This window comes from Rhodococcus sp. NS-SX18 (genome assembly GCF_057367935.1).
In genome coordinates, this window is sequence record NZ_CM170633.1 from 1,350,528 (window position 1) to 1,375,698 (window position 25,171).

The 25,171-nt window shown below is 71.6% G+C and carries 23 protein-coding genes and 1 tRNA gene; 13 read left to right on the plus strand and 11 right to left on the minus strand.

The features are described from left to right. Nucleotides 1–225 precede the first annotated feature (225 nt). Nucleotides 226–1,074 carry a divisome protein SepX/GlpR gene (gene sepX, locus AC2IPW_RS06350; protein ID WP_486376510.1) on the plus strand — a complete coding sequence of 283 codons (849 nt, stop codon included), beginning with the start codon at nucleotides 226–228 and terminating at the stop codon, nucleotides 1,072–1,074. Between the two features lie 30 nt (nucleotides 1,075–1,104). On the opposite strand, the gene AC2IPW_RS06355 is transcribed toward sepX, so the two are convergent. Together AC2IPW_RS06355 and AC2IPW_RS06360 are read right to left on the minus strand one after the other, a co-directional pair. After that, a complete protein-coding gene (locus AC2IPW_RS06355) occupies nucleotides 1,105–1,896 on the minus strand; it encodes a class I SAM-dependent methyltransferase (RefSeq protein WP_486376511.1) in 792 nt (263 codons plus the stop codon). Beyond that, on the minus strand, nucleotides 1,893–3,542 hold the full coding sequence (locus AC2IPW_RS06360; RefSeq protein WP_486376512.1) for a LuxR C-terminal-related transcriptional regulator: 1,650 nt from the start codon (nucleotides 3,540–3,542) through the stop codon (nucleotides 1,893–1,895). Before AC2IPW_RS06360 ends, AC2IPW_RS06355 begins: the two co-directional genes overlap by 4 nt. Before the next feature lie 99 nt (nucleotides 3,543–3,641). Here AC2IPW_RS06360 and AC2IPW_RS06365 point away from each other — a divergent pair. The 3 genes from AC2IPW_RS06365 to AC2IPW_RS06375 all read left to right on the plus strand — a co-directional run bounded on the left by AC2IPW_RS06365 (nucleotide 3,642) and on the right by AC2IPW_RS06375 (nucleotide 4,941). Further along, nucleotides 3,642–3,717 (plus strand) — tRNA-Ala (locus AC2IPW_RS06365). A gap of 109 nt (nucleotides 3,718–3,826) precedes the next feature. Beyond that, complete coding sequence (locus tag AC2IPW_RS06370) at nucleotides 3,827–3,970, plus strand: hypothetical protein (RefSeq protein WP_155621893.1); 144 nt, start codon at nucleotides 3,827–3,829, stop codon at nucleotides 3,968–3,970. A 110-nt stretch (nucleotides 3,971–4,080) separates the two neighbouring features. Then, nucleotides 4,081–4,941: an SDR family oxidoreductase gene (locus tag AC2IPW_RS06375; protein ID WP_486376513.1), complete on the plus strand. Its 861-nt coding sequence runs from the start codon at nucleotides 4,081–4,083 to the stop codon at nucleotides 4,939–4,941. 3 nt (nucleotides 4,942–4,944) lie between these two features. On the opposite strand, the gene AC2IPW_RS06380 is transcribed toward AC2IPW_RS06375, so the two are convergent. Both AC2IPW_RS06380 and AC2IPW_RS06385 read right to left on the minus strand, forming a co-directional pair. Continuing rightward, nucleotides 4,945–5,607 carry an ABC transporter ATP-binding protein gene (locus AC2IPW_RS06380; protein WP_416062941.1) on the minus strand — a complete coding sequence of 221 codons (663 nt, stop codon included), beginning with the start codon at nucleotides 5,605–5,607 and terminating at the stop codon, nucleotides 4,945–4,947. Between the two features lie 72 nt (nucleotides 5,608–5,679). After that, nucleotides 5,680–6,750, minus strand: a complete 1,071-nt coding sequence (locus AC2IPW_RS06385) for an FtsX-like permease family protein (protein WP_486376514.1) — start codon at nucleotides 6,748–6,750, stop codon at nucleotides 5,680–5,682. A 112-nt stretch (nucleotides 6,751–6,862) separates the two neighbouring features. On the opposite strand from AC2IPW_RS06385, the gene AC2IPW_RS06390 reads away from it, so the two are divergent. Both AC2IPW_RS06390 and AC2IPW_RS06395 read left to right on the plus strand, forming a co-directional pair. Then, on the plus strand, nucleotides 6,863–8,044 hold the full coding sequence (locus AC2IPW_RS06390; protein WP_416062943.1) for a sensor histidine kinase: 1,182 nt from the start codon (nucleotides 6,863–6,865) through the stop codon (nucleotides 8,042–8,044). Next, the gene (locus AC2IPW_RS06395; RefSeq protein WP_003937807.1) at nucleotides 8,041–8,658 is read left to right on the plus strand and encodes a response regulator; all 618 of its coding nucleotides are present in this window, start codon (nucleotides 8,041–8,043) and stop codon (nucleotides 8,656–8,658) included. Before AC2IPW_RS06390 ends, AC2IPW_RS06395 begins: the two co-directional genes overlap by 4 nt. Nucleotides 8,659–8,661: 3 nt before the next feature. Here AC2IPW_RS06395 and AC2IPW_RS06400 read toward each other — a convergent pair whose 3' ends face one another. Beyond that, nucleotides 8,662–9,129, minus strand: a complete 468-nt coding sequence (locus AC2IPW_RS06400; protein ID WP_486376515.1) for a heme-binding beta-barrel domain-containing protein — start codon at nucleotides 9,127–9,129, stop codon at nucleotides 8,662–8,664. A gap of 114 nt (nucleotides 9,130–9,243) precedes the next feature. Between AC2IPW_RS06400 and arcA the strand changes: the two genes are divergently transcribed. Beyond that, entirely contained in the window at nucleotides 9,244–10,449 is a 1,206-nt protein-coding gene (gene arcA / locus AC2IPW_RS06405) for an arginine deiminase (RefSeq protein ID WP_416062945.1), read from the plus strand. Between the two features lie 23 nt (nucleotides 10,450–10,472). Here the strand turns inward: arcA and arsC are convergent, their stop codons facing one another. Beyond that, nucleotides 10,473–10,820, minus strand: a complete 348-nt coding sequence (gene arsC / locus AC2IPW_RS06410) for an arsenate reductase (glutaredoxin) (RefSeq protein WP_003937810.1) — start codon at nucleotides 10,818–10,820, stop codon at nucleotides 10,473–10,475. A gap of 115 nt (nucleotides 10,821–10,935) precedes the next feature. On the opposite strand from arsC, the gene AC2IPW_RS06415 reads away from it, so the two are divergent. From AC2IPW_RS06415 to AC2IPW_RS06425, 3 genes are all read left to right on the plus strand, one after another. After that, nucleotides 10,936–11,298, plus strand: a complete 363-nt coding sequence (locus tag AC2IPW_RS06415) for a GntR family transcriptional regulator (RefSeq protein ID WP_003937811.1) — start codon at nucleotides 10,936–10,938, stop codon at nucleotides 11,296–11,298. 65 nt (nucleotides 11,299–11,363) lie between these two features. Beyond that, nucleotides 11,364–13,007 carry a BCCT family transporter gene (locus AC2IPW_RS06420; RefSeq protein WP_486376516.1) on the plus strand — a complete coding sequence of 548 codons (1,644 nt, stop codon included), beginning with the start codon at nucleotides 11,364–11,366 and terminating at the stop codon, nucleotides 13,005–13,007. Then, nucleotides 13,004–13,564 (plus strand): SAM-dependent methyltransferase, encoded by a 561-nt coding sequence (locus AC2IPW_RS06425; protein ID WP_416062948.1) that lies wholly within the window; start codon nucleotides 13,004–13,006, stop codon nucleotides 13,562–13,564. Before AC2IPW_RS06420 ends, AC2IPW_RS06425 begins: the two co-directional genes overlap by 4 nt. On the opposite strand, the gene AC2IPW_RS06430 is transcribed toward AC2IPW_RS06425, so the two are convergent. Further along, on the minus strand, nucleotides 13,515–15,023 hold the full coding sequence (locus tag AC2IPW_RS06430; protein ID WP_486376975.1) for a dolichyl-phosphate-mannose--protein mannosyltransferase: 1,509 nt from the start codon (nucleotides 15,021–15,023) through the stop codon (nucleotides 13,515–13,517). The two genes, AC2IPW_RS06425 and AC2IPW_RS06430, sit on opposite strands and share 50 nt — an antisense overlap. A gap of 71 nt (nucleotides 15,024–15,094) precedes the next feature. Here AC2IPW_RS06430 and rsmI point away from each other — a divergent pair, with 71 nt between their 5' ends. Both rsmI and AC2IPW_RS06440 read left to right on the plus strand, forming a co-directional pair. Then, the gene (rsmI, locus tag AC2IPW_RS06435; protein WP_486376517.1) at nucleotides 15,095–15,955 is read left to right on the plus strand and encodes a 16S rRNA (cytidine(1402)-2'-O)-methyltransferase; all 861 of its coding nucleotides are present in this window, start codon (nucleotides 15,095–15,097) and stop codon (nucleotides 15,953–15,955) included. 33 nt (nucleotides 15,956–15,988) lie between these two features. After that, the gene (locus AC2IPW_RS06440) at nucleotides 15,989–17,383 is read left to right on the plus strand and encodes an alanine/glycine:cation symporter family protein (RefSeq protein ID WP_054371896.1); all 1,395 of its coding nucleotides are present in this window, start codon (nucleotides 15,989–15,991) and stop codon (nucleotides 17,381–17,383) included. Between the two features lie 13 nt (nucleotides 17,384–17,396). Here AC2IPW_RS06440 and AC2IPW_RS06445 read toward each other — a convergent pair whose 3' ends face one another. Continuing rightward, on the minus strand, nucleotides 17,397–17,540 hold the full coding sequence (locus AC2IPW_RS06445) for a hypothetical protein (RefSeq protein ID WP_416062950.1): 144 nt from the start codon (nucleotides 17,538–17,540) through the stop codon (nucleotides 17,397–17,399). A 215-nt stretch (nucleotides 17,541–17,755) separates the two neighbouring features. On the opposite strand from AC2IPW_RS06445, the gene AC2IPW_RS06450 reads away from it, so the two are divergent. After that, the gene (locus AC2IPW_RS06450) at nucleotides 17,756–21,742 is read left to right on the plus strand and encodes an nSTAND1 domain-containing NTPase (protein ID WP_486376518.1); all 3,987 of its coding nucleotides are present in this window, start codon (nucleotides 17,756–17,758) and stop codon (nucleotides 21,740–21,742) included. Here AC2IPW_RS06450 and AC2IPW_RS06455 read toward each other — a convergent pair. Genes AC2IPW_RS06455 through AC2IPW_RS06465 form a run of 3 tightly spaced genes read right to left on the minus strand, consistent with a single transcriptional unit; the run spans nucleotide 21,681 to nucleotide 25,092 of the window. Beyond that, the gene (locus AC2IPW_RS06455; RefSeq protein WP_486376519.1) at nucleotides 21,681–22,994 is read right to left on the minus strand and encodes an aminodeoxychorismate synthase component I; all 1,314 of its coding nucleotides are present in this window, start codon (nucleotides 22,992–22,994) and stop codon (nucleotides 21,681–21,683) included. The genes AC2IPW_RS06450 and AC2IPW_RS06455 overlap by 62 nt on opposite strands. Nucleotides 22,995–23,044: 50 nt before the next feature. Continuing rightward, the gene (locus tag AC2IPW_RS06460; RefSeq protein WP_450120318.1) at nucleotides 23,045–23,950 is read right to left on the minus strand and encodes an RNA polymerase sigma-70 factor; all 906 of its coding nucleotides are present in this window, start codon (nucleotides 23,948–23,950) and stop codon (nucleotides 23,045–23,047) included. After that, nucleotides 23,947–25,092 carry an NAD(P)/FAD-dependent oxidoreductase gene (locus AC2IPW_RS06465; RefSeq protein ID WP_486376520.1) on the minus strand — a complete coding sequence of 382 codons (1,146 nt, stop codon included), beginning with the start codon at nucleotides 25,090–25,092 and terminating at the stop codon, nucleotides 23,947–23,949. Before AC2IPW_RS06465 ends, AC2IPW_RS06460 begins: the two co-directional genes overlap by 4 nt. Nucleotides 25,093–25,171: the final 79 nt, after the last annotated feature.

Consider the following 25,171-nt stretch of genomic DNA (forward strand, 5'->3'; position numbering starts at 1 on the left):
CGCCTGTAACGCAGATTACGTGTACCGGTGCGTAGAAATACCCACACGTGGGTATATGCGTGTGACTAGAGTGAAGAGAGTGTCACATGATTCGCGTGACTCGTGTGACAGCTGTAGTCATCTGAGTCGGCGTTTCTGTCCTGGTGACGGCCTGCGGGCCGCTAACCTGACGGGGTCAGTGGCGTCGACGGACTGGTAGGCGACGACTGGGAGGAGGGCCACCGAATGCCGAACTCGCTCCTGTGGATCGGGTTGGTCGCCGTGTGGTTGTTCGTTCTGGTGCCGATGCTGGTCACGAAGCGCCCCCGTATCCGTCAGACGACCGACGCCGCACTCGCAACCCGGGTTCTGCACCGAGGTGACGACGAGCCACTCGCCCCGCGCGGGCCGGCCGCAGGTCATCGCCGCGATCCCCACTGGCGTCCGAGTCGGGATTCCGCCCGTTCCACTGCCGGCGACGACTCCGGTCGCGTCCGCACGATGGACGACCGCAGACACCGCCACCCAGCGGAGGACCGCATGGACACACAGCTCGACACCGACCACGACACCGACTTCGACGACCGTCCCGAACGCGCTCCCGCCCGGGAGTTCGTGCCTCAGCGCCGCGGACGCGGCGGATTCGATCCCCAGGCCGACGCCATGGCCCGGGCCGCGCGCTACGAGTTCCGGCAGCGCACCGTGCTCGGCCTGCTGTTCGCCGCGATCATGACCGCCGCCCTCGCCCTCGTCCTCTCGTCGGCGCTGTGGTGGCTGTGCGCGGTGGCGACGGCCGCCCTCGCCGGCTACCTGATCTACCTTCGTCGTCAGGTGCGCGTCGAACAGGAGATCCGCCGTCGTCGCATGGCCCGCCTGAACCGCTCGCGCCTGGGCGTCGAGTCGCACAGCGACGACGAGTTACGCCTCGTCCCGGCGCGGCTGCGCCGTCCCGGCGCGGTCGTGCTCGAGGCCGACGACGAGGACCCGGTGTTCGAGCACCTGGACCACTACTCGGACGACGAACCCGTCTACGAGACGTACGAACCCCGCTACGACGCCGACGACTACCCGGTGCGCCGGGCATCCGGCGAGTAGTCACCGACCCGTCCGGGAGAGGGGGCGCATTCAGCGCGCGGTGACGATATGTGCCACGAGAGGCGCCGACACCGAGCCTTCCGGGTCGGTGAACCGGGCCAGCACCGATCGGGCCTCCGATCTGATCGCCTCGTACGTTCCGGCGTCGATCCGCTCGATCAACGGGCTGCCCTCGATCTCCGTCGCCACCATCGCATCCACGGACGGGAACCGCGCGCTTCCGGTGTGCGTGGTGAACCGATCGACGGTGAGTCCGGCGTCGCGGAACCATCCCCTCAGTTCGTCGCGGTCCCCACAACTCCAGTAGGTGCCCAGGAGAGACGCCGCGGGCGGGCCGGCGTGCCGGACCGCGACGTCGACGAAGTCCCGGTATGCCGGCTGCTCGTCCAGCGCGGCCGGCACACACACGGCGACTACCGCCGTCGCCACGCGCCGCATCTCGCGCAGTGCCCGTACACGATCGGGAAAGAACATCAGCGCCATCTGGCACAGCGCCGCGTCGAACGAACCGTCCGCGAACGGCAGCGCTCCGGCGTCACCCCGGTGCCATTCGAGGTCGGGACGCAACCGATGTGCCACCGCCAGCATGGCCTCACTGGCATCGACACCGACCACCCGTCCCGACGGGCCGACCCGGTCGGCGGCTACGCGCGCAACGATCCCGGTTCCGCACGCCACGTCCAGCACCCGCGCGCCCGTCGTGATCGCAGCCTGGTCCAGCAGCCGTGGCGCCCACTGCGCGAAGATCGCGGGTACGAAGCGTGACTCGTACACCTCCGCGGCCGCCGGTGAGATCCCGAAGTTCTCGGTTGCGTTCGTCATGCACCCAGGGTGGCGCCGCGCCCGGGTGCGGCGCATCGGGCAAGTGACCCATCTTCCCCGTGGGAGGCGGCATACGCGGCGGCCTCCGAGCGGTTCCGCACGCCGAGCTTGCGGAGGATGTGGCTCACGTGGTGTGCCACCGTCTTGCGGGAGACGAACAGCCGGCCGGCGATTTCCGGATTCGTCAAGCCCACCGCGAGCAGGTCCAGTACTTCGCGTTCGCGAGCGGTGAGGCCGCGGTCGAGGTCCGGGCCGGTGCGAGTGGTGGCGCGGATGCGGGGGCCGCGCACCCCGAGACGCCGCAACAAGGCCGCGGAGCGGTCCGCGGCGGCGACGGCTCCGAGTTCCTGGAAGATCGTCACCGCCGTTCGCCCGCGTGCGGCCGCGAGGACGGGATCGTCGTTGACCGCCGACTCGGCCAGTTCGAGCAGGCATCGGGCCTCCTCGAACGGCGCCGCGCAGTCCGCCCAGCGAGCAGCGGCCGTCTCGAACGCATCGACCGCGGCCGCCACGCGGCCCTGCGCTGCGGCAACCAGCCCCGACACCTCCACCACCTCGGGACCGTCGGGGTCGAGCGCCGCCGCGGTGGTCGTCGCCGCGTTCAGGTCGCCCATGGCCGCCTGGGCCCGGGCACACAGCAGGGACGGGGTGCTGCGACGTTCGAGCAGCCGCCGGGCGGTCGCGGGATCGCCGTCGGCGAGGGCGACCTCGGCGCGGGCAGTGTCCAGCTCTGCGGTCGGGCGGCGGGATCGGTCCAGCATCGCCCGGGCCTCGTCGAACCGCCCCTGCCGGACCCGGAGCGTGGCGAGGGCCGCGACGGCGCGTGCGTGGACGGCGGGGCAGATCTTCTCGTCGAGCGTGAGAACCGCCGTCAGGAGCCGGTCCGCCTCCGCCCAACGGCCCGCGGTGAGCAGCAATGCCCCGTAGAGGGTGCGGCAATCGACGTACAGGAAGGGACACCCCCATCGGGAGGTGAAGTCCTCGGCGACACGGCACCACTCGCCGGCGCGACGGGTGTCGCCGGCGAGCGCACACGCGCCGAGCATGTCGCAGCAGACGAACACGACGGTGTCGAATCGGCGGTCGGCATCGCTCAGGGCGGCCGCCGCGGCCTCGTCCAGCAACGAGAATCCGGGTTCCCGGTCGCCCCGGGCCACAGCCACGTGACCGGACTGGGCGAGTGCCACCAGTTCGAGGTCGCGGTCGCCGCATCGATGTGCGGCCTCCAGGGCGCGCGACGCCCACGGCCCGGCCGCCGCGGCGTCCGGAAGCAGGCGATGGGCGTGTGTCACCCACACCAGGGCGTGCAACGCGCCCGGTGCGCCCTCGGGCAGCAGGCGCTGCGCCCGGCGGACCCAACCGTGGGCCGCCGACCGATTGCCGAAATCGGACGTGTTGCTGATGCTCAGCCACGCCGCGCTGCGAACCGCACTCTCTCGGTCGCCGCTCCGGAGGGCCGTCGTGTAGGCCCTGCGATAGGCGGCGACGCTGTCGTCGAGGCGCCCGAGCCACCACGACGCCTCGCCGATGCCGAGCCACGCCGCCGGATTGTCGGTCGCGGCCGCCACCGACGTCAGGTCGGCCAGCGCAGCGGCCCACCGACCCTCCCGCAGGGCCTGTTCCCCGCGGAGGCGCACTGCATCCACAGGTCGATTGTCCGCCGCCGTGACCTGTGCCGATACCGCAATTTCGTCTCCGGCTCGCTGGTTTGCTACAGTTTGCGGGCGGTTCCGAACGGAACTCGCGGGGCTGTGGCGCAGTTGGTAGCGCGCTTCGTTCGCATCGAAGAGGTCAGGGGTTCGATTCCCCTCAGCTCCACCACCGAAGGGCGTCTCCCAGGCCGGGAGGCGCCCTTCGTCGTCGATGTCGTGTGGCCGATTGCGGGCCAACCGTCGCCCGGTCGGGGACACTGTGTGACATGGAACACAGGATGAGTGACGACGAGTTGCGGCGCGCTATTCGAGTGCTCCGCGAACGTGCCGACAGCGCCCGCAGCGAAGGCCGCGACGCCGACGCCGACGGCATCGAGGAGACGATCCGCAAGTACCAGGAGGAAATGGCCCAGCGCCTCTGACCCCCCGCGGGCGCGAGGACGAGCGCACCTTGCACCACGGCGCCTGCACGGCGCCGCGGCATTTCGCGCCGCGCTAAGGTGGCCCGCAGACGACGAGAGCGGGGGCGGGCATGGCGATCAAGGACCTGCGGGGCAGGAAGTTCCTCGTGACCGGAGCGGCCAGCGGTATCGGCCGGGCGCTGGCCCTGGCCGCCGCCGCGGAAGGCGCCGAACTGGTGCTCACCGACCTCGCCGCCGACGGTCTCGACGACACGGTCCGCACCGTGCGCGAACGCGGGGGTTCGGTGCTGCACGCCGCGGCACTCGACGTCTCCGACTACGACGCCGTCTCCGCCTTCGCTGCCGACGTCCACCAGCGCGCCGGTGCCCTCGACGTCGTCGCCAACGTCGCCGGAACGTCGGTGTGGGGCACGGTCGACGCGCTCGAGCACCGGCACTGGAAGCAGATGGTCGACGTCAACCTCATGGGCCCGATCCACGTCATCGAGAACTTCGTGCCGACGATGATCGAGGCCGGTCGCGGGGGACATCTCGTCAACGTCTCCTCCGCGGCGGGACTGCTGGCCCTGCCGTGGCACGCGGCGTACAGCGCGAGCAAGTTCGGTCTGCGCGGCGTGTCCGAGGTGCTGCGGTTCGACCTGCACCGCCATCGCATCGGGGTCTCGCTCGTCGTACCCGGCGCGGTACGCACCCCGCTGGTGAACTCCGTGCAGATCGTCGGTGTCGATCGCGACCATCCGGCCGCCCGCAAGCTCACCGCCCGGTTCGAGCGGCACGCCGCGTCGCCGGAGAAGGTCGCCGGGTGCATCCTCGCCGGCATCCGGAAGAATCGCTTCCTGGTGTACACGTCGTTCGACGTGCGCTTCGGCTACTGGTGGGCCCGCAAGTTCGCCCCGCCGTACAACCTGGTGATGCAACTGGCCAACAACTACTTCTCCCGCACCCTCGAGGCGGTCCGCACCCGCCGGTGACGCTCAGGCGGAGGTCTTGTCGAGTGCGAACTCGCGCATCCGCGATCCCGCTCGCAGCGCTTCCCGATCGTGCGTGACCATCACGACGGCGACGTCGCGCTCACGCGCCGTCCGTTCGAGCAGTTCGACGATCTCGCGGCTGCGGTCGGCATCCAGCGCCGACGTCGGTTCGTCGACCAGCAGGACCGCCGGATCGTTGACGAGACTGCGGGCGATCGCGACCCGCTGCCGCTGCCCGCCGGAGAGCTGGTGGGGGCGGCGGTCGGTCTGCTGCGTCAGCCCCACCGCGGCGAGCAGGTCGCGCGCGCGGGCCCGGTCGATCCGGCGCCCGCTCAGGTGCGCGACCAGCGTGAGCTGCTCCATGGCGGTCAGCGAGGGCAGCAGGTTCGCCTGCTGGAACACGAAGCCGATCCGGTCCCGCCGCAGCCGGGTCCGCGTCGCCGCGTCGAGTCCCGTGGTGTCCACGCCGTCGAGGACGACGCGGCCGGAATCGGGCGCGGTGAGCAGTCCCGCGACGGCGAGCAGGCTCGACTTGCCGGATCCGGACGGGCCGGTGACGGCGACCGTCTCGCCGGGCTCGGCGTGGAAGTCCAGGCCGTCGAGGACGCGCAGCGTGGCGTCGCCGTCGGGATAGGTGAGGACGATGTCGGTGAGCCGAACGCTCATGGTGGGTGCCTTTCTCGAACGGGATCGGTGTCTCGACAGCTCTGTGTCTCGACAGTTCGGTGTCTCTACAGATCAGGGGGCCGCGGCGAGCGCGGTCAGCGGGTCGACGGAGCCGATCCGGGCGACGGCCGCAGCCGCACCGAGGAGACCGAGCCCGACCAGGGCGACGAACGGCAGCACGGTCGTCGCCGCGCTCAACGTGAACGGAACGACGGTGGCAGCGGCCGCCCCCGCGGCCGTAGCGGCGACGGTGCCCAGCCCGGTGCCGAGCACGAGCACCACGGCCGCCTGTCCGAGGGCGTCGCGCAGCAGGTAGGAGGTGGACGCGCCGATCGCGCGCAGCACCGCGATGTCGCGGCTGCGCTGGACCGTCCACACCGTGAAGAACGCCCCCACCACCAGGGCGCCCACGACGAGCAGCATGGCCTGCATCAGCAGCAGCGACCCGCGTTCGGAGGTGTACGAGCCGATGGTGTCCAGGGTCGCGGACGTATCGAGCACACTCGCGCCGGTCGCGGCCGCGACTGCGGCCGCGTCGAACCCGGGCCCGGTCCGCAGCGCGATCACCGTCCCGTCGGCGCCGGCCGTCGCGGGCAGTTCGCGCCAGGTGCCGAGGTCGAGCCACACGACCGGCTGATGGCTGTAGTAGGAGTCCTCGACGAGGGTGGCGACGGTGACCTCTCGCCCGCCGACGGTCAGGATCGTGCCCGACGACCAGCCGTTGTCGTCGGCGAGTTGCGCATCGACGACCGCCGTCGCCGGGCGCAGGTCCGTCGGCGCCGCGAAGGAACCGGGAGCGGCTCCGAACAGAGCCGCCGCCACCTCGCGCCCGCCCGACCCGACGCGTCCGGGAACGACCCCGAGCACGGCGGTGTCGGTGACGCCGGGTTGCGCGGCGAGGGCGGCGCGCTGCGCGTCCGTGACGGTGGACTCGCCGAACGACAGGTCGGACGGCTCGGTGCCGCCGCCGTCGAGCGCGAAGTGCTCGGCGCCGACACCGCGGATCGCGGCGATCGACTGGTTGCCCAGGCCCGCGGTGAGGCCGGAGAGCATGACGACGAGGAACGAGACCAGGACGAGCACCGCCGTCATGACGGCGAAGCGCCCCGTGGCGAAGCGCAGATCGCGCAGTGCGAGGAACATGGGTTCCACCGTGCCCGGTGCGGAGATGCCGCCGCATCGCTCGGCGGATGGGTTCGCGGATCAATCGAAAGTAGGAGGCGGCGGCGTGGTCGGCGGTGTTAGCGTCGGTGCAATGCAGACCGTCCGACCGCACCCTCCCGAGGGGACGGTCCCGGTGCTGCGTGCGATGCAGCTGGGCCAGCACGCGCTGTTCGTGCTGCTACTGCTCGTCGGTGCGCTGCGCGGTGGCGGCTCGGCGGGGGTGCTGGTCCTCGCGGGCGCCGAATTCGCCTGGTACGTCTCGGGACTGTGGTTCGCCCGGCGCGGATCCCGCGGCGGAATCTGGCTGGCGGTGCTGCTGGCCGGCTGGCTGGCGCTGGTGTCGCTCGCGCCGGATTTCGTGTGGCTCGCCTTCGCGCTGTTCTTCCTGTGCTTCCACCTGCTGCCCACCGTCGCCGCGATCGCGGCCACCGCGGCGTTGACGGCCGTCGCGATCGTCGCGAGCGTGGGACACGGCACCGCCAACCCGACGGCCGCCGTGCTCGGACCGCTGTTCGGTGCACTGGTGGCGTCCGGCACGGCCCTGATCTACCGCCAGCTCGTGCGCGACGCGGAGCAACGCGACGCGCTGCTCACCGAACTCACCGAGGCGCACCGCGAACTGCTCGACGCCCAGGACGAGCTGGTGCGGTTGCAGCGGGAGACCGGTGCCACCGCCGAACGGGCTCGCCTCGCCCGCGACATCCACGACACGCTGGCCCAGGGGTTCTCGTCGATCCTGCTGCTCGCCCGCGCCGGGCTGCGCAGCGGCGGCGACACGGCGGCGTTGCTCGGCCGGATCGAGGAGACCGCGGGGCGCAATCTCGTCGAGGCCCGTCGGGTCGTGGACAAGCTGCGTCCCTCCGAACTCGACGACGCGCCGCTGGCAGCAGCCCTCGGCCGCATCCTGGACCGGATGCGCGGCGACACCGACATCGACGCCGAGCTGCGTGTGGACGGTGAACCGTTGCCACTGCCCACGGGATTCGACGTGGCGTTGCTGCGGGTGGCGCAGAGCGCGCTGGCGAACGTCCGGTTGCACGCGCGGGCGCGTCGCGTGCGGGTGACCCTCGCCTACACCCCGGACGAGGTCCGGCTCGACGTGGTCGACGACGGAACCGGGTTCGAGGTCGACGCGGCCGGTGCGGGCGGGGGCTTCGGGCTCACCGCCATGCGGGACCGGCTCGCCGAACTCGGCGGCGCGGTCGTCGTCGAGTCGGCGCCCGGCGACGGAACCGCCGTGGCCGCAACGCTGCCCGTGCGGATGCTGTCGTGATCCGGGTACTGCTCGTCGACGACCATCCCGTCGTGCGGGCCGGCCTGCGTGCGCTGCTCGCGTCGGAGCCCGGCCTCGAGGTGGTGGCGGAGGCTGCGTCCGGGCGGGAGGCCGTCGCGCAGAACGCCGCCCACCGCCCCGACGTGGTGCTGATGGATCTGCGGCTCGGACCCGGGATGGACGGGGCGAACGCGACAGCCGAACTCGCTGCCGCGCCGGATCCGCCGAAGGTGCTCGTGCTGACTACGTACGACACCGACTCCGACATCCTGCGCGCCGTCGAGGCGGGGGCGGCCGGTTATCTACTCAAGGACGCCGACCCGGCCGTGCTCGTCGACGCGGTGACCCGGGCCGCGCGGGGCGAAACCGTGCTGGATCCCGGTGTGGCGCAACGTCTTTACCGCAGCATGCAGACACCTCGGGTGGAGTTGAGCGCCCGCGAGATCGAGGTGCTCGCCGCGGTGGCGCGCGGCCTGTCCAATCGGGCCGTCGCCAAGGAACTGTTCGTGAGCGAAGCCACCGTCAAGTCCCATCTGGTGCATGCGTTCTCGAAGCTGGGTGTGGACTCGCGCACCGCGGCTGTCGCGGCGGCGCGCGAGCGCGGCCTGCTCTGAGGGTCAGCCGGCGCGTCGCAGTGTCGCGTGCAAGTGGTGGGTGAGCGGGGTCTGCGCGTGCGCCATCCACAGGTCGTAGGTCAGTTCGTCGCCGTCGAGGACGAAGCGCCGCCGCAGCTCGTGCACCGGCTTGGCGTGCGGCGAGCGCTCGAGGTGGACGGGGGTGAAGTCGAGGACGCCGTGGGTGAGCCGGGAGCGCTGGATCTCGACGAATCCGGTCGGCTGGGAGACCAGCAGCTCCACGTCGTGGTCGGCGAGACGGAGGTAGCCGTTCTCGGTGTGCATCGGCTGACCGGTGCCGGGGTTCTTCGTGCGGCTGACGTACATCAGGAACGGCTTCCCCGGGACGGCGGTGAACTCGATGGTCTCGTCGTAGGTGAAGCCCTCGATGGTGGGGTAGTGGCCGTCGCCACCACCCACCCAGCGGCCGGCGAAGTCGGCGAGTTCCCCGAGCGGGTCGGTGTCGGTCATGAATGTCTCCTCGGTCGTCGGGCACCGCCGATCCTGCCACCGCAGGTGGGCGCCGGGTGGGGTTCGCGGAGTTTCGGCGCACCGTGAAGCGGGCCGCGGCATTACGGTCTATTCATGAACGCTCAGCTGGGTGTGGATTCCGAGGTGGGGGCACTGAAAGCGGTGCTCATGCACCGGCCGGGCGCGGAACTCGAACGCCTGACTCCCCGCAACAACGACCAGTTGCTGTTCGACGCGCTGCCGTGGGTGGCGCGGGCGCAGGAGGAACACGATGCGTTCGTCGAGCTGCTGCGCGGGCGGGGTGTGGAGGTGCTGCTCCTGTCCGACCTGCTCACCGAGACCCTGGAGGTCAGCGGCGCCGCTCGCGTCCAGGGGGTGGCGTCCGCGGTGGACCCGCGCCGGCTCGGGCACGGGCTGGCGCACGAACTCGCCGCCCACCTGCGCGCGATGTCCGCTGCGGACCTCACCCGCGTCCTGGTCGCGGGCATGACGTTCGACGAACTGCCGGCCGCGGGACTCGGGGCCGCGCCGTCGCTGGTGCGGTTGATGCATCACGGAGCCGACTTCGTGATCGAGCCCCTGCCGAACCTGCTGTTCACCCGCGACTCGTCGTTCTGGATCGGCCCCCGGGTCGCGATCCCCACCCTGGCCCTGCCGGCCCGGCGCCGGGAGGCAGCGCTCACCGACCTGATCTACGCGTTCCACCCGCGGTTCCTGGGGGTGCGGCGGGCCTACGAATCGCACACGGCGCCGGTCGAGGGCGGCGACGTGCTGCTGCTCGCGCCGGGAGTCGTGGCCGTGGGCGTGGGGGAGCGCACGACACCGGCGGGTGCGGAGGCGCTGGCCCGGAGCGTCTTCGAGGACGGTCTCGCGCATACCGTGCTGGCGGTGCCGATCGCGCAGCAGCGGGCCTCGATGCACCTGGACACCGTGTGCACGATGGTGGACGTCGACGCCGTGGTGATGTACCCCGCGGTGCGGGAGACGTTGCAGGCCTTCACTCTCCACCGGGAGAACGGTGACGTCCGGATCGGTGGGCCGCGCGGGTTCCTCGAGGCGGCCGCCGACGCGATGGGGATCGAGAAGCTCCGCGTCATCGACACCGGCCTCGACCCGGTCGTCGCCGAACGGGAACAGTGGGACGACGGCAACAACACCCTGGCCCTCGCGCCCGGCGTGGTGGTGGCCTACGAACGCAATCTCGAGACCAACACGCGCCTCGAGGACGCGGGCATCGAGGTGCTGCGCATCGCCGGGTCCGAGCTGGGCTCCGGACGCGGCGGGCCGCGTTGCATGTCCTGCCCGCTCGCCCGCGGCTGACCGACCGCGGGCGAGCCCGGGATCTAGAGGATCTCGTGCACCTTCTCGACGGGCCGGGCCAGGACGGTGCCCTTGTCGGTGACCACGATCGGCCGCTCGATGAGGATCGGATGGGCCACCATCGCGTCGAGCAACTCGTCCTCGGAGGCGTCCGCCAAGTTCAGCTCGCCGAACAGCGACTCCTTCCGCCGGATCGCCTGGCTCGGGACCAGGCCGGCGTCGTCGAGCAGCTTGCGCAGCCCGTCGCGCGACGGCGGGGTCTCGAGGTACTTGACGACGGTCGGTTCGAGGCCCGCCTCCTGCAACACCTTCAGGGTGTTGCGGGACGTGCTGCACCGGGGGTTGTGGTAGATCGTCGCGGTCGTTGCCATGGCCACATTCTGCCGTGCCGTGGGGTCGGGTGCGGCGGGCACCGCAGCGCATTCGGGCACGGTCGGCCGGCACTGTTAGCCTCGACGCACCATCAGCCCACCTGAGGACGTCCCGATGCTCGACATCGTCATCGACCCCGGCTCGCCGGTCCCGCCGTACGAGCAGTTGCGCCAGCGGATCGTCACGATGGTGCGGCGCGACGAACTGATCGCCGGCACCAAGCTGCCCACCGTCCGCGGGCTGGCCGAACACCTCGGCATCGCCCCGAACACCGTGGCCAAGACCTACCGTGAGCTCGAGCAGCTCGGCATCATCGAGACCCGGGGCCGGGCGGGGACGTTCGTCGCGGAGTCCGGTGACCCGACCCGCACGCTCGCCCAGCGCGCCGCCACCGGCTACGTCCGCGAACTGCGCACCCTCGGCATGTCCGACGACGAGGTGCTCGAGTTCGTCGTTGCGGCGCTGCGGGGTGCGTGACCCGTCCGATTCCCGCCGGCGCGGTGACGGTTGCGCTCCGCAAGGAAGTGGACGAGGTTTACATCATGGGCCTTTCGGACGAACCGACGGATCCGCACGACGCGCCGCGCGGCCGGCTCGTTTCGGTTCGCCCCGGGGGGCCGCGCCGACGGCCCCCACCGGTGATCGATCAGGCCGTGTTCGTCCCGACAGCCCTGATCGTGGTGTCGATCGTCGTCTGGGGACTGCTCGCACCGGACAATTTCGCCGCCGTGACGGGGGCGGTACTGGACTGGCTGGTTGTCAACCTGGGGTGGCTCTTCGTGCTCACCGCGTCGGGTTTCGTGGTCTTCTCGATCTGGCTGGCCCTGAGCCGGTTCGGGCGGATCCCGCTCGGCAAGGACGACGACGTACCGGAGTTCCGCACCGTCAGCTGGATCGCCATGATGTTCAGCGCCGGTATGGGCATCGGCCTGATGTTCTTCGGTGTCGCCGAACCCCTGGCCCATTTCGTGACACCGCCGCCGGGCACAGCCGGGGGCGTGGGACCGGCGATGGCGACGACAATGTTCCACTGGAGCCTGCACCCCTGGTCGATCTATGCCGTGGTGGGTCTGGCCATTGCCTACGGCACCTACCGCAAGGGGCGCAAGCAGCTGATCAGTTCCGCCTTCCTGCCGCTGCTCGGCCGCCGCGCCGAGGGGCCCGTCGGGAAGGTCATCGACATCCTCGCCCTGTTCGCCACGCTGTTCGGCACTGCCGCCTCGCTCGGCCTCGGGGCCCTGCAGATCGGGTCCGGCTTCGCGGCGACCGGTTGGCTCGAGGAGACGGGGGTGCTGCTGCTGGTGGCGATCATCGCGCTGCTCACAGCAGCCTTCGTCGCTTCCGCGGTGTCCGGTGTGGCTCGTGGCATCCAGTGGCTGTCCAACATCAACATGGTGCTCGCGCTCGCGCTCGCCGCGTTCGTCTTCGTGGTCGGCCCCACCGTGCTGATCCTGAATCTCCTACCCACCACCCTCGGCGCCTATGCCGCCGATCTGGCCCGGATGTCCGCTCGTACCGCGGCTTCGAGCCCCGAGGTCGCCGAGTGGCTCTCCGCGTGGACCGTCTTCTACTGGGCATGGTGGATCTCGTGGACGCCGTTCGTCGGGATGTTCCTGGCCCGAATCAGCCGTGGCCGCACGGTCCGCCAGTTCGTCGTAGGGGTCATCCTCGTTCCCAGCACAGTGAGCCTGGTGTGGTTCGCGGTGTTCGGTGGTGCGGCCATCGGCGAGCAACGCGACGGCCTCGGCCTGGCCGACGTCGGCACGACCGAGGCGCAGTTGTTCGGCATGCTCGACAATCTGCCGCTGTTCACGATCTCCGCTGCCGTCGTGATGGTGCTCGTGGCCATCTTCTTCGTCTCGGGGGCCGACGCCGCATCGATCGTGATGGGCACCTTGTCCCAGCGCGGCACGCTCTCCCCGCACCGTCGGGTCGTGGTGTTCTGGGGCGTGCTCACCGGTGGTGTCGCCGCCCTGCTCCTGTGGACCGGCGGTGCCGATGCCCTCACCGCCTTGCAGACCATGACGATCATCGCGGCGGCGCCGTTCGTGCTCGTCATGGTGGGTCTGTGTGTGTCCTTGTACCGGGATCTGTCGCGGGATCCACTGGTGTCCCCGCGCGGTCGGCGGTTGCTGCGGCGCGCCGAGTACCGGTCCCCGGCGCGGAAGAGAACGGACGTCGAATGAGTAGTGCCGTACCGGCGCGGATCGCGTTCGCGGTCGAGGCCATGGATCCGCAACCGGGCAGCGACGTGCTCGAGATCGGCTGCGGCGGGGGCGTCGCGCTCGCACTCGTGTGCGAGCGGCTGCGCCGCCACGGCTGCGTCGTCGGGGTGGACCGCTCGGCGACGCAGATCGACCGGGCCCGTCGTCGCAACCGGGACGGCCTCGAGGCCGGGCTCGCCGAGCTGCGCATCGGCGAGTTTCCCGGCGTCGACCTGCCCGGGTCGTTCGACCTCGTCTTCGCCGTCAACGTCCCCAGCTTCCGCAGCGACGACCCGGCCGCGCCGACGGCTGTCGCGTCGCTGCTGCGGCCCACCGGCGAGCTCTGGGTGTTCGACGAACCGCCTCCGGGACTGGCCGTCGGACCGGTGTCTATGCGGATCAGCGCGCTGCTCTCTCGCTGCGGCTACGCGATCGTCGACATCGTCGAGAGCGGCCGGACCGTCGGCGTGCGGGCCGCGCCCGCGGACGTCACCGCCAGCTCGGCAGCCACAGCTGCTGCTGCCACGTCTCCACGGTGATCGGCGCGGCCGTCAGGATCGGCCACAGCCACACGAAATTCGCCACCACCAGGCCGACGTAGAGGCACACGACCAGCAGACCGGTCGAACGCCGTTCGGCCGAGGCCCGCGGCGAGCCGAGCACGTCGCCGAGCACCAGCGTCAACCCCATGATCAGGAACGGCGCGAGCGGGACCGCATAGAAGTAGTACATCTGCCGGTCGAGCGTGGCGAACCACGGCAGCACCGTCGCCGCGTAGCCGGTGAGCACCGCGGCCCACCGCCAGTCCCGCCGCACCAGCAGCTGCCACCCGCCCCACACGAGCATCGGCAACGCCAGCCACCACATCGCCGGGGTGCCCACCAGCATGACGGCCTTGACGCACTGCTCACCGCCGCACCCGCGGATCTGCTCGCCGTCCGCGAAGTAGTACAGCATCGGACGCAAACCCATCGGCCACGTCCACGGCTTGGACTCCCACGGATGCACGTTGCCGGCCGAGTTCGTCAGACCCGAATGGAAGTCGAGCACGGAGGCGCTGTAGTACCACAGCGAGCGCAGCGCGTCCGGCACGAACGAGAACGCCCCGTCCGTGCCGATCTGCCGGCCCACCGCATGCCGGTACACCCCGGTCTCGCCGGCGAACCACGCCCAGAACGTCGCCAGGTACACGCCCAGCGGCACCACCACGAGCGCGTAGAGGGCCGGCCCGACGTCGCGCAGACCGGTCCCGAGCCACGGCCGCTGCACGCCGTAGGCGCGGCGCGCGGCGACGTCGAACGCCACCGACATCAACCCGAAGAACGCGATCAGATACAGCCCCGACCACTTGGTGCCCACCGCCAGACCCAGCAGCACACCGGCCCCGAAGCGCCACCACCGCACGCCCAGCCGGGGACCCCACACCGTGTCGGCGATGCGTCCCTCGGCGTGCACGCGCGCCATCCGGGCCCGCACCTCGTCCCGGTCGACGATCAGGCACCCGAACGCGGCGACCGCGAACAGCGCCAGGAAGATGTCCAGCATCCCGAGGCGCGACGAGACGAAGGTGACGCCGTCGGCGATCAGGAGGATCCCCGCCAGACCGCCGAGCAGGGTCGAGCGGGTCAGCCGCCGCACGATCCGCACCACGAGCAGGACCAGCACCGTCCCGGCGACGGCGGCCGAGAACCGCCACCCCCAACCGTTGTAACCGAACAGCGCCTCGCCGAGCGCGATGAGTTGCTTGCCCACCGGCGGGTGCACGACGAGGCCGTACCCGGGATTGTCCTCGATCCAGCCGCCGGTGAGCACCTGCCAGCCCTGCGGGGCGTAGTGCTTCTCGTCGAACACCGGCGTCTTCGCGTCGGTGGGGTAGTGCAGCATCGTGAACCGGGTGATCGCTGCGATCGCGGTGACGAACAGTGTCACCACCCAGCCCCGGCCACGGTCGACCGGACCGAAGTCGGGTACGGGCACCGTCGGACCCGGGCTGTGCATCCGGCGACGGTCCGATGCCTCGGCAGGGCGCTCGTCCGTCACGGTCACGTCCCGATCGTAGGCTGAGACGCATGCAGCCAGACAATCCGGGACAGGGCCGGCTCGTGCTCGCCGCCACCCCCATGGGCGACATCGGCGACGCCTCGAAACGGCTCTGCGACGCGCTCGGCACCGCCGACGTCGTCGCGGCCGAGGACACCCGTCGCACCCGGTCGCTCGCCGCCGCGCTGGGGGTCACCGTCACCGGACGGGTGGTCAGCTTCTACGACCAGGTGGAGTCCGCCCGGACCCCGGCGCTGGTCGCCGACATCGCGGTGGGGCGGACGGTGCTGCTGGTCACCGATGCCGGAATGCCGTCCGTCAGCGACCCCGGCTACCGGCTGGTGGCGGCGTGCGTCGCGGCCGGGCTCCCCGTCACGTGCCTGCCCGGACCCTCCGCAGTGACCACCGCTCTCGCGCTGTCCGGGCTGCCGGTCGAGAGGTTCTGCTTCGAAGGCTTCCCGCCGCGCAAGGCCGGCGCCCGCCGCGCGTGGCTGCAGACCTTGACCGCCGAGCCGCGCGCGGTGGTGTTCTTCGAGGCCCCGCACCGCCTCGCCGCGTGCCTCGCCGACGCGGTCGACGTGCTCGGCGGGCAGCGGCGCGCCGCGGTGTGCCGGGAACTGACCAAGACCTACGAGGAGGTACGCCGCGGCACGCTGGCGGAGTTGGCGCAGTGGGCCGCCGAGAGTGCCCGCGGCGAGATCACCGTCGTGCTCGAGGGCGCTTCGGCGCAGGTGGCGGAACCTGCCGACCTGGTCGACGCGGTCGAACAGCTCGTGGCGGACGGAGTGCGGCTGAAGGACGCGTGCGCCCAGGTCGCGACCGCCGGGGTGTCCAAACGCGAACTGTACGACGCGGTACTGGCCGCGCGGCAGGACGAGTCGTCGTCGTAGACTCTGCCCCTTACCGCGCAGCAGGAGGTACGGATGGAGTCGGTGAACGAATTCCTCGTCGAGGTCGCGTCGGTGGTGTGGGGCCCGTACATGCTCATACCGCTGCTGCTGGGCACCGGCGTGATCCTGACGGTGCGGCTGCGGGGGGTGCAGTTCCGCAAGCTGTGGCCGGCCCTGCGGCTGGGGCTGATCATCCGCAAGGACCCGGACGCCACCGAAGGTGACATCTCCCAGTACCAGGCACTGACGACCGCCCTGGCCGCCACCGTGGGCGTCGGCAACATCGCCGGCGTCGCCACCGCCATCTACTTCGGCGGGCCGGGAGCCCTGTTCTGGATGTGGATCACCGGCCTCGTCGGCATGGCCAGCAAGTACTCCGAGGCGTTCCTCGGAGTCAAGTACCGCGTCACCGACGCCAAGGGCGAGCAGTCCGGCGGCCCGCAGTACTACCTGGCCCGTGCCATCCCCAACAAGTTCGGTCTGGTGCTGAGCCTGATGTTCGCGGTGTTCGCGGTGCTCGCCAGCTTCGGCATCGGCAACATGACGCAGGCCAACACCGTCGCCACCCAGATGGACTCCACGTTCGGGGTGCCCACCTGGCTGTCCGGCGTCGTCATGACGGTGCTCGCCGCCGCGGTGCTGCTCGGCGGCATCAAGTCCATCGGCAAGGTCACCGCCGGGTTCGTGCCCGCGATGATCCTGCTGTACGTCGGCGCCGGGATCATCGTCCTCGCGGTCAACATCACCGACATCCCCGAGGCGTTCGCCCTGGTGTTCTCCGACGCGTTCACCGGCACCGCCGCAACGGGTGGCTTCATCGGCTCGGTGTTCATGATCGCCCTGCGCTACGGAGTGGCCCGCGGCATCTTCTCCAACGAGTCCGGCATGGGCAGCGCCGCTATCGCCGCCGCCGCGGCGCAGACCACCCACCCGGTCCGGCAGGGCCTGGTGTCGATGACCCAGACCTTCATCGACACGATCATCGTCGTGACCTTCACGGGCATGGTCATCATCACCACGGGCGCGTGGAAGTCCGGTGAGCAGGGCGCGGCGATGACCTCGCTCGCGTTCTCGGACGGTCTCGGCGGTGACTGGGGCAGCTGGATCGTCACGATCTCCGTGGTCTTCTTCGCCTTCTCGACGATCCTCGGCTGGTCGTACTACGGCGACCGCTGCGTCGAGCGTCTCGTCGGCCGGGGCGGCGTGCTCCCGTACCGGGCGGTCTTCGTGCTGGTCGTCTACATCGGCGCCACCACCGAACTCGAAGTGGTGTGGAACTTCTCCGATGTGATGAACGGTCTGATGGCACTGCCCAACCTGGTCGGGCTGCTCATCCTGTCGGGCCTCATCGCCCGCGAGACGAAGGAGTACCTCGCCCGGGATCCGTACCTGCTCGGCGAGAAGGACAGCCGCACGCCGACGCGGTAGCCGCGTTCGGGCGCTACGGGGCGGCCGTGGAGAGCGCCAGGATCAGCAGTACGGCCACCGCGACGATCAGGGCCGCGACCAGAGTGGGTGGGACCCCGTGGACGATCCGGTCGACGAGCTTGTACACGATCCCTCGGTTCGGGTCGGGGGCTGCCATCCCTCCGCATCGGGCGGAACCACCCCTCGTCGGGTTCCGGCCGGTGCGGAGGTGCAGCGCTTCGCGGGGGTATCCCGCTCGGAGACCACTCTGTCGGGTACTTCCGGGGCGACCAACCGGTTCGCTGCCCGCTCGCGCTATCATCCCAGGTCAGGGCCGGTGAGGAATTTTTCCGCAGCGGACATCAGGTGGCGCGGAACAGGAGGATGCCGGAGATGGAACCGGCCGACGAGCGGACCGCGGCGGAGCCCCGGCAGCTGTTCGCCGACCAGCTCCGGACGCTGTTCGCGGCGGCGGGACGCCCCGCCCTCAAGAAGGTCGCCTCCGAGGCCTCGGGCGTCGCTCGTTCCGTAGGCAGCGAGCGCACCGTCTCCGTGCAGCGGATCAGCGACTGGCGATCCGGTGCCCGGGTACCCGCCACATTCGAGACGGTCCGTCCGGTCCTGGTGGTGCTGATCCGCTCCGCCCGGGCCCTGCACGCGCAGCCGCCCACGCCCGGCCTCTACTCGATCAAGCAGTGGGAGCGGTGGTGGGAACACGCCCGGGGACCTGCCGGGCGGGCCCGGGTGGAGTCCACCGAGCCGCCCGCCGCGGCACTGCCCCCCGGCGTGCGGCCCTACCGGGGCCTCGAGACGTACCGCGATCGGGACGCGCAGCTGTTCTTCGGCCGGACCCGGAGCGTGCGCGAACTCGCCGAGACCGTCGTCGCCGCCCACGGTCACGGCATCGTGGTGGTGACCGGTGCCTCCGGCGTCGGCAAGTCCTCCCTCGTGCAGGCCGGCCTGGTCCCGGAACTGTGCCGTGACCACCGCTGGCGGCCGGTGGTCCTGACCCCGGGACCGCACCCGGTGGCGCAGCTCGTCGAATGCGTACCCGAACTCGCCGACATCTCGAATGCGGACGAGCCGGCCGCGGTGGCTCGGCTGCGCGCCGCCGCCGCCGCCCGAGAGGGCAGCGCGGGCCTGCTGATCGTCGTCGACCAGATCGAGGAGCTGTTCACCCACTGCGAGGATGCGGCCGAACGCTCGGCATTCCTGGCGCTGCTCGAGCGGGCCGCGACCGTCGGCGACGGCGATACACCAATCTCGGTGGTGGCCACGCTGCGATCGGACTTCTACGAGCGAGCGGTGACCTATCCCGTGCTGGCCCGGGCGCTGGAGCGGCACAGCAAGACGGTCCAGCCCCTGACCCGGGACGACCTGGTCGAGGTGATCACCGCGCCGGCGCGGCTACTCGGCCTGCGGTTCGAGCCGGGCCTGGTCGAACTGATCCTGCACGACCTCGGTGTACTGACCGACGACGACGTCGGCGGGGCCGAACTGCCCCTGCTGTCGCATCTGCTCGACGCCCTGTGGGAACGCCGGCGCGGCGGTCACCTGACCGTAGCCGGGTACCGCGCTACCGGCGGGGTGCGCGGATCGATCGCGGCGGGCGCGGAACGTGCGTGGGGAGAGCTCGACGACCGTGGCCGCCGACTCGCGCGCGCGATGCTCGTCCATCTCGTCTACGTGACCGGCACCGGCACCGACGTGAAGATCCGGCGCCCACTGGATCGGCTGCTCGCCGTCGCCGGAGACGACGCCGAGGCGGGGCGCCGGGTGATCGACCACTTCGTCACCGCCCGCGTCCTCGTCGTCGACGACGGCAGCGTCGAGCTGGTCCACGACACGGTGATCGACGCCTGGCCGCGCCTGAAGTCGTGGATCCGGGCCGACCGTTCGTACGCCGCGCTACGCCAGCAGATCGAGGCGGACGCGGCGAGCTGGGTCGCGGCCCGCCGGCACGCGGACCTGCTGTACCAGCGGGGCCGGATGGACCTCGTCGCCGAGCACGAGGACCGGGAGCTCGTGGGGCAGACCCCGGCCGGCGGCGTCGAGGCCGCGCTCAGCCCGACCGCGGTGGCTTTCCTCCAGGAGTCGCGGCGGCAGATCCGTCGCCGGACCCGCGTCCGCAACGGGGCCGTCGCCGCCCTCGTGCTCTCCACCGTCGTCGCGGTGGTGATGGGGACGCTGGCCTGGGCGGGCAAGAGCCGCGCCGAGGCCGAGCGCAGCGCCGCCCAGTTCCAGCAGGTCGTCGCGCTCGCCGACTCCATGCGGGAGCGGGACCCGTCCACCGCGGCCCATCTGGCGCTCGCGGCGTGGCGCCTGCGTCCGGACAGCGAGGTCGCGTACTCGCGGCTCGTCGCGACCGAGCAGATGCCGCTGGCCCTGCCACTGGACGGCCACCGCGGTCCCGTCTACGGGCTGGCGATCGCCCCGGACGGTACGACCCTGGCCTCGGCGAGCGACGACGGCAGCGTGCGGCTGTGGGATCTGTCCGACCGGGCCGCTCCGCGGCCGCTCGGTGCGCTGGTGTCCGACGAGCCCGGGTATCTGGCCTCGGTCTCCTTCAGCCCGGACGGCACCCTGCTCGCGGCCGGCGGGGCGTCAGGCGCGGTATGGATCTGGGACGTCACCGACCGGGACCGGCCCGTCGCGCTGCTCACCGCCGAGGTGTTCGTGCCGGAGGTCGTCCACAACGTGCGCTTCGGTCCGGACGGCCGGTCGCTCGCGGTGCCGTACGACAACGGATCGGTCGTGCTCGTCGACACGAGCGGGCCCCGGACGCGGGGATTTCCCCGCACCGTCCTGCCCGCGCACGGCGCGGCGGTGCGGACCGTGGCGTTCCACCCCGGCGGCACCGTGCTGGCCACGTCGAGCGACGATCGGTCGGTGCGGTTGTGGGATGTGACCGACCCGGCCGCCGCCGTACCTCTCGGTGCTGCGCTGACCGGTTTCCGCGACGTGGCGCACTCCGTCGCGTTCGCCCCCGACGGCCGGACCCTCGCGGTCAGCAGCGACGACGGCGTCCTCACGATGTTCGACATCACGGATCCGGCGGCGGTGCACCCGACCGGACCACCCGTGCAGGCGCACACCGGCGGGGTGTGGACCGTCGCGTTCGCACCCGACGGCCGCACCCTCGCGAGCGCATCGTGGGACGGAACCGCGAAGCTGTGGGCGCTCGACCCGAGGACGCGGACGATCGACGAGATGCGACCGGCTCTCGCAGGCAACGGCGGTGGCGTCCCCGCGCTCGCGTTCACCCCCGACGGCACCGCGCTGGTCACCGGCGGCCACGACGGCAACATCCGGATCTGGACGCTGCCACGCGGACGCGTCGCGGTCGCGGACTCTGCGCTGACGCTGCCGGCGATCAACCGCGCCGGTTCGGTCGTCGCCACGGGCGGGTACAACTCCGCCGTGCCGCTGTGGCGGATCGACTCCGACGGGCGCTGGGCGCCGCTCGGTCTCGTGCATCGTCCCCGGCCGGTGGGCGGTGCGGTGACCACCGCGTTGTCGCCCTCCGCCGCGACTCTGGTCACCGCTTCGACGACCGACGGCGAGATCCACCTGTGGGATGTCCGCGACCCTGCGGCCCCGCGGCTGTGGGCGGACCCGATCGTGACCGAGACCCGGTTCACGTCCGAACTCGCCTTCGGTCCTGGGGGCACCACCCTCGTCACCGGCCACGACGACCACTCCCTCGTGCTGTGGGACGTGTCGGATCCGGCTCGTCCGGTGAGCCGGGGAGCACCACTGCGGGGCCCGACGAATCTCGTGCGGGCGGCCGCGTTCACGCCGGACGGCCGGCACCTGGTCGCGACCAGTGCGGACGGCTCGCTCTACGCGTGGGACGTCACCGATCCGTCCGCCCCCGTCGCGGTGCCGGTGTCGGACGGTCACACCGGCGGCGTCAACGCCCTCGCGTTCAGCGCCGACGGCAACGTCCTCGCCACCGGCGGCGACGACCACACCGTCCGCGTATGGGACCGAGGACCCGACGGATCGTTCACCGTCCGGCCCGACGCGCTGCGCGGGCACACCGGCACCGTCTACTCGGTGTCCGTCACCCCGAACGGCAGCGAGGTGGTCAGCGGCGGTGACGACGGCACGGTGCGGCTGTGGCACGTCGCCGATCCGGAGCGCATGCACCCGGTGGGCGGTCCGATCACCGAGATGGGTGTCGGGCGGTGGCAGGTCGGCTTCCTGCCGGACAGCAACGCCGTGATCGCGGGAGGCGGCGACGGAATGGTGCGCACCTGGAGCCTGGACGTCGAGTCGATCGTCGCGCGGATCTGCGCCTCGACGACGGGCCGGATCACCGAGATGTTGCCACAGTCCGATCTGCCGGTGGCGGGCCGGACGGTGTGCGAGGGCTGAGCGCCAGGATGCTGGCGGCCTTGTCGAGGCACTCCTGCCATTCGGCATCCGGATCGGAATCGATGGTGATGCCGCCGCCGACGCCGAGCCCGCACGAGCCCGGCGTGTCCGCGTCCCCGCGACCGAACTCGACGGTGCGAATCGCCACGTTCAGTTCCACCCCGGCGACAGGACTGGCCATGCCCACCGTGCCGCAGTACATGCCTCGCGGGTACGGCTCCCAGACCTGCAGGAACTCCCGCGCCCGGAGCTTGGGGCAGCCGGTCACCGACGCCGGCGGGAATGCTGCCTCGAGCAACCGCACGGTGTCCACCCCGGCCCGCAACGAGGCCGCGACGGTGGACACCAGGTGCCAGACCCCGGGGGCCGGGTGCACCCCGAGCAGTTCCGGCACGGTGACGCTCCCGGTCTCGGCTACCCGCCCGAGGTCGTTGCGCACGAGGTCCACGATCATCACGTTCTCCGCGACGTCCTTGACGGACGCGCGCAACAGGGCCGGATCGGCGCCGATCGGGAGCGTGCCCTTGATCGGGCTCGATGTGACCCGGTGGTCGTGGCGCGCGAGGAACAACTCCGGTGACAGGGACGCGACCGCACCCCAGTCGCCCGCGACGTACGCGGCCCGGGCCGGTGCGGTGCGCTCGATCCCGTCGGCGAAGAAGTGCAGCGGACTGCCCGACCAGGCACCGGTGAAGCGAGTGCACACGCACGCCTGGTAGACCTCGCCGGCCCGGATCGCCTCGAGGCACTGCTGCACGCCGCGACGGTGGGCGTCGCGATCGGGCGCGGTCCAGTCGATGCGCCACGGTGCCCGCGCGGCGGTTTCGGGCGCCTCGCGGACGACGGCGGCGAGCCCGGCCGGGCACGCCGCGTCGGTGAGGCTCTCGTACCACCAGCAGCCGTCGTGGTCGAGCCGCAGCACGGTGTCCGTCCATCCTCCGGTCGCACGCGGCAGCGCCGGGTGGGTGGGCGCGCGGTCCGGATACGCGAGACAGCCGATCCACCCTCCACCGACGACCGGTTTGTCACGGCCCGGTTCGTCACGGCCCCGGGCCGAGCGGCTCCGCAGGACGAAGGCGTCGGTCGGCGGGGTGGCGACGGCACGGACGTGGGGCGCGAGGACCGCCGCCGCGCCGAACCACGTTCCGGTCAGTGCGGCCGGTGGAGGGGTGCCTGCCGCCTCGGCCCGGGCGCCCAGCAGTCGCAGCACCTGCGCCGGACTGCCCCCGGGACCGAGTCGTTCCATCCGCATGGGCACAGCTTCCCACGCGGCCCCGGGACGGACCGAATCCCGCCGGGCGGTCAGCGGACGAGCGGCATCACCCGCTCCGCCGCACCGAGCTTGTCCGGGTTCCGCACCACATACAGGCCGGTGACCAGGCCCGCGTCCATCTCGACCAGCATGACCAGATCGAGTCGCTCGCCCGAGTACACGGCCAGCGCGGGCAGGCCGTTGAACGCGGCGAACTCCACTCGCATGTCGGGCAGCGGCCTGCGGCTCAGGCCGCTCAGCACGCGTGCGACCTTCCGCGCTCCGGACACCGGAACCCGCGCGGCCGTCACCTTGCCGCCACCGTCGGCGACGTAGACGACATCCGGCGCGAGTACCGCCATGAGTGCCTCCACATCGCCGCCGGCAGCGGCGGACAGCAACTCCGCCACTACCCGGCGCGCCTGCTCGTCGGACGCGACGTACCGCCGGCGTCGCGCCTGTACGTGGCTGCGGGCGCGGTGCGCGATCTGCCGCACCGTCGCCTCCTGCCTGCCGACGGCCGCGGCGATCTGGGCGTGGTCGAAGCCGAACACCTCGCGCAGCACGAACACTGCCCGTTCGAGCGGGCCGAGGGTCTCGAGCACCAGCATCATCGCCATCGACACCGATTCGGCGAGCAGCACGTCCTCGGCGGCATCGGGGGCGGTCCGCACCGGTTCGGGCAGCCACGGCCCGACGTAGTCCTCCCGGCGCCGCTGCGCCGTGCGCAGCGAGTTCAGCGCCTGCCGGGTGACCACGCGGCTCAGATAGGCTCGCGGGTTCGCCACCTCGTCGAGCTCCACCTCGGCCCAGCGCAGGTAGCTGTCCTGCAGGATGTCCTCGCTGTCGGCGACGCTGCCGGTGATCTCGTACGCGATGCCGAACAGCAGGCCCCGATGCCGGGTGAACAGTTCGTCGTGCGTCGTCTCGCCGGGTGTCATGTCGCCGGGTGTCATCGACGGACCGCGAGCGGCTCGGGCGTGGGTGCCGGTCCCTTCGGGAACGGGTAGCTGTGTCCTCGCGCCTGTCGTCGCAACATCCACACCGTCCCGCGCACCACCGTCTCCTTGCCGAACGCCCCCAACGTACCGCGCAACGCGAAGCTGCGGGCCGTGTCGTCCGGGCGGGTGCGCTGCACGACGCCGGAGGCGCGACCCAGCGAGATGCACTGCGCCGCGAACCCCAGCGACAGCGGCTGCGGATCCGTGCCCGTCAGCAGCGCCCAGGTGGTGTCGGCGCCGTGGGCGCCGAGCGGCAGCGCCGCCTGGCAGCTCATCCGGATGTGATCCTGACCGTCGACGGTCACGGCGTCGCCCACGCCCACGACGTTCGCTCCGTCCGCGCTCCGCAGGGTCGCGTCGACCCGCAGCCGGCCGGCGTCGTCGACCGGCAGGCCACTGCGCCGGGCCAGGTCGGGCACCGTGAAGCCGCCTGCCCAGATCGTGAGTTCGGCCGGTATCGCGTCGCCGTCGGCGAGCAGCACCGCGTCGTCCTCGACGGCGACGACCCGGCCCGGCCGGATCCGGACGCCGAGCCGTCGCAGCCGCGCGGCGACGAACCGCCGGGTGGCCCCGGGCAGATGGGCGACGGGATCCCCGACGAGGGTGCAGGTCAGGCGGGGATGTGCCTCGGCGATCTCGGCGGCCGTTTCGACGCCGGTGAGTCCGCCCCCGACGATCACCACGTCCGCCCCGTCCTGGAGTTCCCCGAGCGCGGCGGCCGTGTCCAGGGCGCGTTCGAACTCGGCCGTCGAGTGCAGCCGGTCGGCGCCCGGGATCGCAGGCGCGGCGGCGCCACTGCCGACGGCGTAGACGGCGATGCGGAACGGAAGCGCCGTCCCGTCCGCGAGCAGCACCCGATCCCTACCGATGTGCACCGCGGTGCCGAGTTGCACGGCTGCCGCCGGATGCAGCACGTCGGCGAGGTCGTGCGTGGCCCCGCCGGAGCCGGCCGCGAGCTGATGCAGCCGCACCCTCTCGACGAACACCGGTCGCGGCGCGACGACTGTCACCGATACCTCCGGATGCGCGGCGAGCAGACGGTTCGCTGCCATCACTCCCGCGTACCCGGCTCCGAGTACCACCACGTCGGTTGCCATCCTGACCACCCCTTCTGTTGTCGGCGATGTCCGCGGTCGTAGATGGGACACCGGCCGGCCCGGAAACGTGACAGGCGGT

Excerpts from the sequence above, each read along its gene's own strand:
- AC2IPW_RS06455 (WP_486376519.1), bottom strand. The coding sequence starts at position 22,994 with ATGCGGATGGAACGACTCGGTCCCGGGGGCAGTCCGGCGCAGGTGCTG.
- AC2IPW_RS06390 (WP_416062943.1), top strand. The coding sequence starts at position 6,863 with ATGCAGACCGTCCGACCGCACCCTCCCGAGGGGACGGTCCCGGTGCTG.
- AC2IPW_RS06375 (WP_486376513.1), top strand. The coding sequence starts at position 4,081 with ATGGCGATCAAGGACCTGCGGGGCAGGAAGTTCCTCGTGACCGGAGCG.
- AC2IPW_RS06425 (WP_416062948.1), top strand. The coding sequence starts at position 13,004 with ATGAGTAGTGCCGTACCGGCGCGGATCGCGTTCGCGGTCGAGGCCATG.
- arsC (WP_003937810.1), bottom strand. The coding sequence starts at position 10,820 with ATGGCAACGACCGCGACGATCTACCACAACCCCCGGTGCAGCACGTCC.
- arcA (WP_416062945.1), top strand. The coding sequence starts at position 9,244 with ATGAACGCTCAGCTGGGTGTGGATTCCGAGGTGGGGGCACTGAAAGCG.
- AC2IPW_RS06430 (WP_486376975.1), bottom strand. The coding sequence starts at position 15,023 with ATGCACAGCCCGGGTCCGACGGTGCCCGTACCCGACTTCGGTCCGGTC.
- AC2IPW_RS06415 (WP_003937811.1), top strand. The coding sequence starts at position 10,936 with ATGCTCGACATCGTCATCGACCCCGGCTCGCCGGTCCCGCCGTACGAG.
- AC2IPW_RS06440 (WP_054371896.1), top strand. The coding sequence starts at position 15,989 with ATGGAGTCGGTGAACGAATTCCTCGTCGAGGTCGCGTCGGTGGTGTGG.
- AC2IPW_RS06370 (WP_155621893.1), top strand. The coding sequence starts at position 3,827 with ATGAGTGACGACGAGTTGCGGCGCGCTATTCGAGTGCTCCGCGAACGT.
- AC2IPW_RS06465 (WP_486376520.1), bottom strand. The coding sequence starts at position 25,092 with ATGGCAACCGACGTGGTGGTACTCGGAGCCGGGTACGCGGGAGTGATG.
- rsmI (WP_486376517.1), top strand. The coding sequence starts at position 15,095 with ATGCAGCCAGACAATCCGGGACAGGGCCGGCTCGTGCTCGCCGCCACC.
- AC2IPW_RS06420 (WP_486376516.1), top strand. The coding sequence starts at position 11,364 with ATGGGCCTTTCGGACGAACCGACGGATCCGCACGACGCGCCGCGCGGC.
- sepX (WP_486376510.1), top strand. The coding sequence starts at position 226 with ATGCCGAACTCGCTCCTGTGGATCGGGTTGGTCGCCGTGTGGTTGTTC.
- AC2IPW_RS06445 (WP_416062950.1), bottom strand. The coding sequence starts at position 17,540 with ATGGCAGCCCCCGACCCGAACCGAGGGATCGTGTACAAGCTCGTCGAC.
- AC2IPW_RS06450 (WP_486376518.1), top strand. The coding sequence starts at position 17,756 with ATGGAACCGGCCGACGAGCGGACCGCGGCGGAGCCCCGGCAGCTGTTC.
- AC2IPW_RS06400 (WP_486376515.1), bottom strand. The coding sequence starts at position 9,129 with ATGACCGACACCGACCCGCTCGGGGAACTCGCCGACTTCGCCGGCCGC.
- AC2IPW_RS06385 (WP_486376514.1), bottom strand. The coding sequence starts at position 6,750 with ATGTTCCTCGCACTGCGCGATCTGCGCTTCGCCACGGGGCGCTTCGCC.
- AC2IPW_RS06460 (WP_450120318.1), bottom strand. The coding sequence starts at position 23,950 with ATGACACCCGGCGACATGACACCCGGCGAGACGACGCACGACGAACTG.
- AC2IPW_RS06355 (WP_486376511.1), bottom strand. The coding sequence starts at position 1,896 with ATGACGAACGCAACCGAGAACTTCGGGATCTCACCGGCGGCCGCGGAG.
- AC2IPW_RS06380 (WP_416062941.1), bottom strand. The coding sequence starts at position 5,607 with ATGAGCGTTCGGCTCACCGACATCGTCCTCACCTATCCCGACGGCGAC.